The organism is Nostoc sp. DedQUE05 (assembly GCF_034530955.1).
Lineage (GTDB): Bacteria > Cyanobacteriota > Cyanobacteriia > Cyanobacteriales > Nostocaceae > Nostoc.
Genome location: NZ_JAVRCB010000092.1, coordinates 1 through 6,538 on the forward strand (window position 1 = coordinate 1; position 6,538 = coordinate 6,538).

The 6,538-nt window shown below is 40.9% G+C and carries 6 protein-coding genes; 3 read left to right on the forward strand and 3 right to left on the reverse strand.

What is annotated here, in order from left to right; translation table 11 throughout:
* Window positions 1-537 precede the first annotated feature (537 nt).
* Both RMZ42_RS34505 and RMZ42_RS34510 read left to right on the forward strand, forming a co-directional pair.
* On the forward strand, window positions 538-1,176 hold the full coding sequence (locus tag RMZ42_RS34505; protein WP_416211854.1) for a GNAT family N-acetyltransferase: 639 nt from the start codon (window positions 538-540) through the stop codon (window positions 1,174-1,176).
* A gap of 894 nt (window positions 1,177-2,070) precedes the next feature.
* The gene (locus RMZ42_RS34510) at window positions 2,071-2,625 is read left to right on the forward strand and encodes a hypothetical protein (protein ID WP_194043947.1); all 555 of its coding nucleotides are present in this window, start codon (window positions 2,071-2,073) and stop codon (window positions 2,623-2,625) included.
* An 8-nt stretch (window positions 2,626-2,633) separates the two neighbouring features.
* Here the strand turns inward: RMZ42_RS34510 and RMZ42_RS34515 are convergent, their stop codons facing one another.
* From RMZ42_RS34515 to gor, 3 genes are all read right to left on the reverse strand, one after another.
* Window positions 2,634-3,782, reverse strand: a complete 1,149-nt coding sequence (locus RMZ42_RS34515; protein WP_322675666.1) for a histidinol-phosphate transaminase — start codon at window positions 3,780-3,782, stop codon at window positions 2,634-2,636.
* Between the two features lie 105 nt (window positions 3,783-3,887).
* Window positions 3,888-4,523, reverse strand: coding sequence for a YqiA/YcfP family alpha/beta fold hydrolase (locus RMZ42_RS34520; RefSeq protein WP_322675663.1), 636 nt, complete (start codon window positions 4,521-4,523; stop codon window positions 3,888-3,890).
* Window positions 4,524-4,635: 112 nt separating this feature from the next.
* Window positions 4,636-6,012 carry a glutathione-disulfide reductase gene (gene gor / locus RMZ42_RS34525; RefSeq protein WP_322675664.1) on the reverse strand — a complete coding sequence of 459 codons (1,377 nt, stop codon included), beginning with the start codon at window positions 6,010-6,012 and terminating at the stop codon, window positions 4,636-4,638.
* 331 nt (window positions 6,013-6,343) lie between these two features.
* On the opposite strand from gor, the gene RMZ42_RS34530 reads away from it, so the two are divergent.
* Window positions 6,344-6,538 (forward strand): hypothetical protein (locus RMZ42_RS34530; RefSeq protein ID WP_322675665.1); only part of this gene is annotated, 195 nt, incomplete at its 3' end.

Consider the following 6,538-nt stretch of genomic DNA (forward strand, 5'->3'; position numbering starts at 1 on the left):
GATCGCCTACATTTGTGATGACCCGTAGCCAAAAATGGATAAAGTCGAGCTAAGAGGATGTTTGAAAAGTCGTAAAGTATACTATAAACCCCACTTCCATTCCTCTTTGCTTCGGGGAGAGGCTTTGAAACCCCCATTCCCTCGTAGGGAAGGCAGGGTGGTTTCATACAAGCAGAGAAAAACTAAAACTGTGTTTCAAAGCCTTTGCCCTCGTGGGGGAAAGGAATGGAAGTGAGGGAAAAAACCTGGACACAAAACAAGAAATCAAGACTTATGTATTTTTCTTTTTTCGTATGAAACCACCCTGCCATTCCCTCGTAAGTGTTGGGGGCTAGGGGGGTTAGGTTTCCGAGGCTTTGATGTTATGAAAAATACTTGTTCATTCATCCTCTAATACTCTTTCAAAAATGCAGGTTATAAAACTCCAAACTAAAGTGTAAAATTTGTTTAATCTACATTGGTTCAGTTAAATCTCCTGGGCAACTCTATAAGTTCTGATTTAGTTTAAATCTTGTTTTAGGATATTTGAGAAAATTTTTGTTGAATAAAATCAATACTAAACTAGCCTTGAAATATCGGTTTTTTCACCCATACCACCAACAGCCAATCGATCCAGCTTGCTACCAATTCCAAATTCGTACAGCTACACCTGCTGATTTGATTGGTGTTGCCCAAATTATTACTGAAAGCTTTCACTCCCACAATGGTATATGGGGATGGGCTTTTCCGTTGCTACGTCTGGGTATTTACGAAGACTTAAGGCATCGGATGGCATCACCTGCGCCCCGTCATCTTTGCTTAGTTGCTCTTGAAGCTACTACTGGTGAGGCTACTAACTTAGTAGGAAGTGTGGAAATGGGTGTACGCTACAGTAGTGATTCATGGAGCGAGGTTGGTGTAGGTTTTCCTTACTTATCTAATTTAGCGGTTCACCCAAAATACCGTAGACATGGTGTGGCTTCAGGATTACTTACTAGCTGTGAAAAAGTCTCTCGCGAGTGGGGATTTCAAGACTTATATCTCCATGTTTTAGAAAATAACCATCAAGCACGACAGCTTTATTTCAAGCTGGGATATCGAGTGCATAAAGTCGAATCTAATTGGAATACATTTCTTCTAAGACGCTCAAGCCAGATGTTATTGCACAAGCGCCTGAGTGCTGATTCCATTCTCTGAGTTTTATTTTGGCAATTGTCAAGTTTTGTATTCCATTCCAATTAATTCAATAAAATCTGTAACTCATAGCGGTAATCAAACACAAACTAAGCTAAACCACGTCTACCTTTAGAACCATAATTATTTTGACTCCGAGAAAGCTCAAAACTCAAGCCAAGACTAGATAATATACTCTTTTTAATAACTCTAGGTTTTAAAATGAACGGGGTTTAATTAGAAATTTAGCCAATATTATCTAAATATCCAGATAAATCCGCTTTGATTTCCAGAATTTACTTTATTTAGCAAGCAAGAGCTAACGAGAAAGAAGGCTCTTTGAGTTATACTAAGTTTTTTCACGCAATCAAATAGGAGTCTTAATAAATCAAAACTTAAACGTGTTTGTTAATTTACGAAGCGAGTAAAAAGCTTTTGATAATTTTTTATCAGAAGAATATTTGATTTTAACTTTTTACGAAAAATGCCCTCGTCGCTATAAACAAATTATCTTGTTGGTAAATATTTTTAATATTAAAAAATGTTAAATTCCCTTTTGAAATTTATGCTTAACAAATTTTTGAAAGCATTCGATATAGATGAAAATGGACTATAATGGGAACATAACGCAAAATCACGTTGAAAGAAATCTTACTTCCTCATAATAACTTTGTAATTCATATATTCATCTTTATAAAAACTTTAAGAAAACATTAGTAGAGTTTACAGACAAATCTAGTTATATCTCATAAAATATAATCACTCAATTACTGAAACAACGCCTAGATATTGTTATTTTTAGTTAGATTGACCAGAAAGGTCTTGATAATAAAAGAATTCAAAAACTTGATTTGATATAACAGCTAGTTCCGTTTTGAAGTGCATACTACAACAACATTCATTAAAAGTTTAAAAAACATGGATAGCGAACAGCATCGACGCTATCAGACCTCTATGGTATCAACTTATTACCCTGAAACTACTTTCCTTGACTCTGTTGTCATGTCAGACGGAACTGAGCAATCGCAAGGCTCGGATATCCTTACACGTTTGCACAGTGGAGAAGTTTTCATCGTCAATAGTCGTAGGCGAAATGGATTAATACTCTTTAAACGCTACCATGCAGAGTTTGCTGGGCCTGGGGCTGCTGTGGGTGGGGATTACGATTGTGATTGCCAAAGGGCACTGCCCATAGGTAATCTTTCTTTATTAACTCCTGAATCTAATGAAGAACGCCAGAAGGCTTACTTGATTAGGCGACAGTGGATTCGATTGATCAAGCAAATTACAGAAAATCCATTGCCTGGGCAGCGAGTCCAGAAAATTCTCGATCAATTTGAACAATACTTTCCACCAGAAATAGTGGCTCTCTTGCCGGATGTTGCTTTTGCTCTTTTAGTAGGTGTGCTGCCACAAACAGTGGGAGTAGTACGACGTTTGGGCAGTGAGGTAAATAGCAGGTTTAATTACTGAGTAAATTGCTAAGATGACAAATTTGCCAAAGCAGTTTTTACTCGATTAACGGTGCGGGCATTTTCTTCTATCGTTCCGACAGTAATTCGTAATCCTCCGCTAATGTGCCGTACAAGAGTGCCGAGTGTTTTAAGTTTCTGGTGGAAAGTTTTTAAAGCAGCTTCTTGTGAATTAAAGCCATTTGGTTTAAGACGCAGGTAAATAAAGTTGGCAGCACTTGGAGTAATTTGTAGTTCCGGTTGCTGGGATAAAATTTCGATGAGTTTAGCTCGTTCACTCAAGGTCTGGGGAATTGATTCCAGCAAGAGTGTACGATTTTGTAAACCAACTAAGGCAGCTGCTATGGAAAAACTGGGGAGATTGTAGGGTAAGCGAACTTTTTCTAAAATGGCGATCGCTTCGGGATGGGCAACGCAATAACCAATACGGAGAGATGCCAATCGGAAAGCTTTAGAAAAAGTGCGTAATATTACCCAATTAGGATGCTGTGCTAATTCACCTACTAGGGTAGTTTGACTGAATTCAAAGTAAGCTTCATCAATTACTACTAAAATATGCTGTGGCAAGCTTCTTAACCACGCTAACTCAGCCTCAGTTAAGCTATTAGCAGTCGGCGAATTGGGATGGACTACGAAAACTACGCGAATGGGGGGATTTTGAGTTTGTTCGATCGCAGACTGTGCGGCGCTTATGTCAATTTCAAAATTTGTTTCATTTCTCCCCACCGCCACTACAGGAATGCCCAAAGTTTGCGCCAAAATCCCGTACATCGAGAAAGTGGGATTGGCAACGAGAATTGACCCTTCTCCTCCTAAACAGGTGGCGATTAATAAAGAGCGGATTAGTTCATCTGAACCATTACCAACAGAAATATTGGCAGCAGTAAATAACGATGATGAGAGGTCGGCTGATTGATTAACGTACTGTGCGATCGCATCCTTAAGGGTTTCATGTCCGCCATCAGGATAACGATTTGTTTCAATTACTTGCTGATAAGTCCACGCCAGCTTCTCTTTTAACTCAAGAGGTAAATCGTATGGGCTTTCATTTGTATCTAAGCGATCAAACTGTGTGGCGACAGAATTGGCTGTATCGCTGCTAGGATGAGGTTTATAGGCGGTGAATTGGGCTAAATCTGACCGGATGAAGGGAAGCATAGTTTTAGTCATTAGTCAATGGTCATTAGTCATTGGTCATTAGTAACTAACAAAGGACAAATGACTAAGGACATTAGTTATCTGTGAGTCTAATATTTTACAACTTCAAGGTAATTGGCAAAAGAGGCGAATTGCCTGCCAAATTTCTTCCATAACATTACCCAAGGCGTGGTCACTGTCGAGTTCAACTAACTCCACCCAAGAACGGGAGTGCGCAAAGTGCCGACTAGCTTCTATCGGAATGACTTCATCTTTTTTTCCGTGCAAAATTAGCGTGGAGATAGGGCGTTGCAAAAGTTTTTCTTGGTATTGGGCAGCATCTATGACGAAATCGTAACTTAAAGGAATTAATCGCTCTTCCCCGTAGTGGTAGACCATGATATATTTTTCTTGCTGCCAACGCTGTACTTCTTCATCTCCTAGTTTGGGCAACCAATGGGATAAAAACCCAAAAGCTGGTGCTAGCAAAACTAAGCGTTGCACTTGTAAATTTTGTTGTCCCAAGTGGGCAGCGGTCAAACCACCCAAACTTGAGCCAATGAGTGTTACTGGTGTAGAATCATTGCTGAATTCTGCGGCAACTTGATTGATCTGACGAGTGATTGTTAATTGGGAAAAATCGCCAGCATTGAGATCGGGAATTTTCAGCTTTGTCTGAATTTGGGTAAAGCGATCGCCTATATCTCGCGCTTTGGCAGATTTAGGGCTAGAAGCAAATCCGTGAAGATATATGTAGTCCAAAGTTGTAAATAGTTAGGAGTTAAAAATTATTGAGTATTGATAAATAAAGATTTATCATTTGTTGTGACTCATTTATAATTCATAACTCACAACTCCTCACTCCTAAGTTTTATTAGCGCATTGTGACAAATTCCTCTGCGGATGAGGGATGGATACCCACAGTAGCATCAAAGTCTTTTTTAGTTGCGCCCATCTTGAGTGCGATCGCCACACCTTGGATAATTTCAGCTGCACCTTCACCTACCATGTGAGCGCCTAGAACTTTGTCAGTGTTGCCATCAACTACCAACTTCATCATTGTCTTCTCTTGTTTACCAGTCAAACTGTGGTACATAGGGCGAAAGCGAGTGCGAAAAATTTTTACGGCATCACCAAGTTTTTCTCGTGCTTCGGCTTCTGTCCAGCCGACTGTTGCGGCTTCTGGGTTAGAAAATATGGCTGTGGGCACAGTTTCGTGACTGAATTCGCGGCGATTATCCCCAAATTCACTATCAGCAAAGGCGCGACCTTCACCAATGGCCACGGGAGTTAAATTGATTCGGTCGGTGACATCGCCAACAGCAAAAATATTCGGTTGACTAGTTTGACTGTATTCATTGACTGCGATCGCACTTGTGGTTGGGTATCCAGGGCCTTCGATAGAACTAGCGACAATATCAACCCCAGCGTTTTCTAAACCTAATCCATCTACATTGGGGGTTCGACCGGTCGCTACTAAAAACACATCGGCAATTAGTGATTCTTGCTCATCCCCTGATAAAGTCAGTTTCAACCCTTCTGGGACACGTTCAATTGCTTTCACCACATTATTCTTAATCAAGCGAATTCCGTGGTTCGTCATACCCTCTTCAATTTCTATGCGGACATCTTCATCAAAACCATTTAAAATCTTTTCACCTCTGGTAATTTGTGTCACCTCAGAACCCAAACCGCGCATAATACAAGCAAATTCCGTGCCGATATAACCAGCGCCAATAATAACGATGTGTTTTGGTTGTTCTTTTAGATGAAAGATTTCGTCGGAGGTAATGCCATGTTCCATCCCTGGTAAATCTGGCTTGACGGGACGCCCACCAACAGCAATTAAAATTTTGTTTGCTGTAACTTTACGTCCATCAACTTCTATGGTGTGAGGATCTACCAATGTGGCGCGACCAGAAAATAGTTCTACTCCGGCTTTTTCCAAGAAGCTTATGTGCAGTTGCGATAGTCGCCGAACTTCCTTATCTATAGATGTAATGAAATATTCCCAGTCAAACTCAGCATTACCTACTTTCCAGCCATAGCCTGAAGCGTCACTGAACAGTTCGGGAAAGTGAGAGCCATAGACCATGAGTTTTTTGGGAACGCAACCGCGAATCACACAAGTGCCACCAACTAAATCATATTCAGCGATCGCCACTTTTGCGCCGTAGCTAGCCGCTCGTTTGGAAGCCGCCAAACCTCCAGAACCCGCACCAATTACAAACAGGTCGTAATCAAAAGTCATAAGTTTATGTTCTCTTTAGCAACAAGTGAGTTCCTGGGAACTTACACACAGAACGTGATTGAACTATATAAGAATATCCGTTGAACGCTGTGTAAGTCCTGTCCTTGATTTAATCTAGCGTTAGCAGATGCTATCTGGTCGTAGGGAATATCACTTTTTGCTTTGGCGGAAGTAAAGGCAGTAGTTAACAGTTGTATAGTTCTGCCCCTAATCGAGTATAAGTTTGTGCTACCGCATTGGAGCAGCTAAGTTCCACAGGAATTAGGCAAAATTACGACAAGACGTACTGTCTTCGGCTTTTGCGTAGCATTTTTTACCCATTAGCAGTTTTATGTGCTTGGAGATTCTGTTGGGGTTACGGGTGTTGGTGTTGGGGTTACGGGTGTTGGTGTTGGGGTTACGGGTGTTGGTGTTGGGGTTACGGGTGTTGGTGTTGGGGTTACGGGTGTTGGTGTTGGGGTTACGGGTGTTGGTGTTGGGGTTACGGGTGTTGGTGTTGGGGTTACGGGTGTTGGTGTTGGGGTTA

What these genes read in the sequence shown, in the direction of transcription:
- RMZ42_RS34515 (WP_322675666.1), bottom strand. Translation starts at nt 3,782, where the DNA reads ATGCTTCCCTTCATCCGGTCAGATTTAGCCCAATTCACCGCCTATAAA.
- gor (WP_322675664.1), bottom strand. Translation starts at nt 6,012, where the DNA reads ATGACTTTTGATTACGACCTGTTTGTAATTGGTGCGGGTTCTGGAGGT.
- RMZ42_RS34510 (WP_194043947.1), top strand. Translation starts at nt 2,071, where the DNA reads ATGGATAGCGAACAGCATCGACGCTATCAGACCTCTATGGTATCAACT.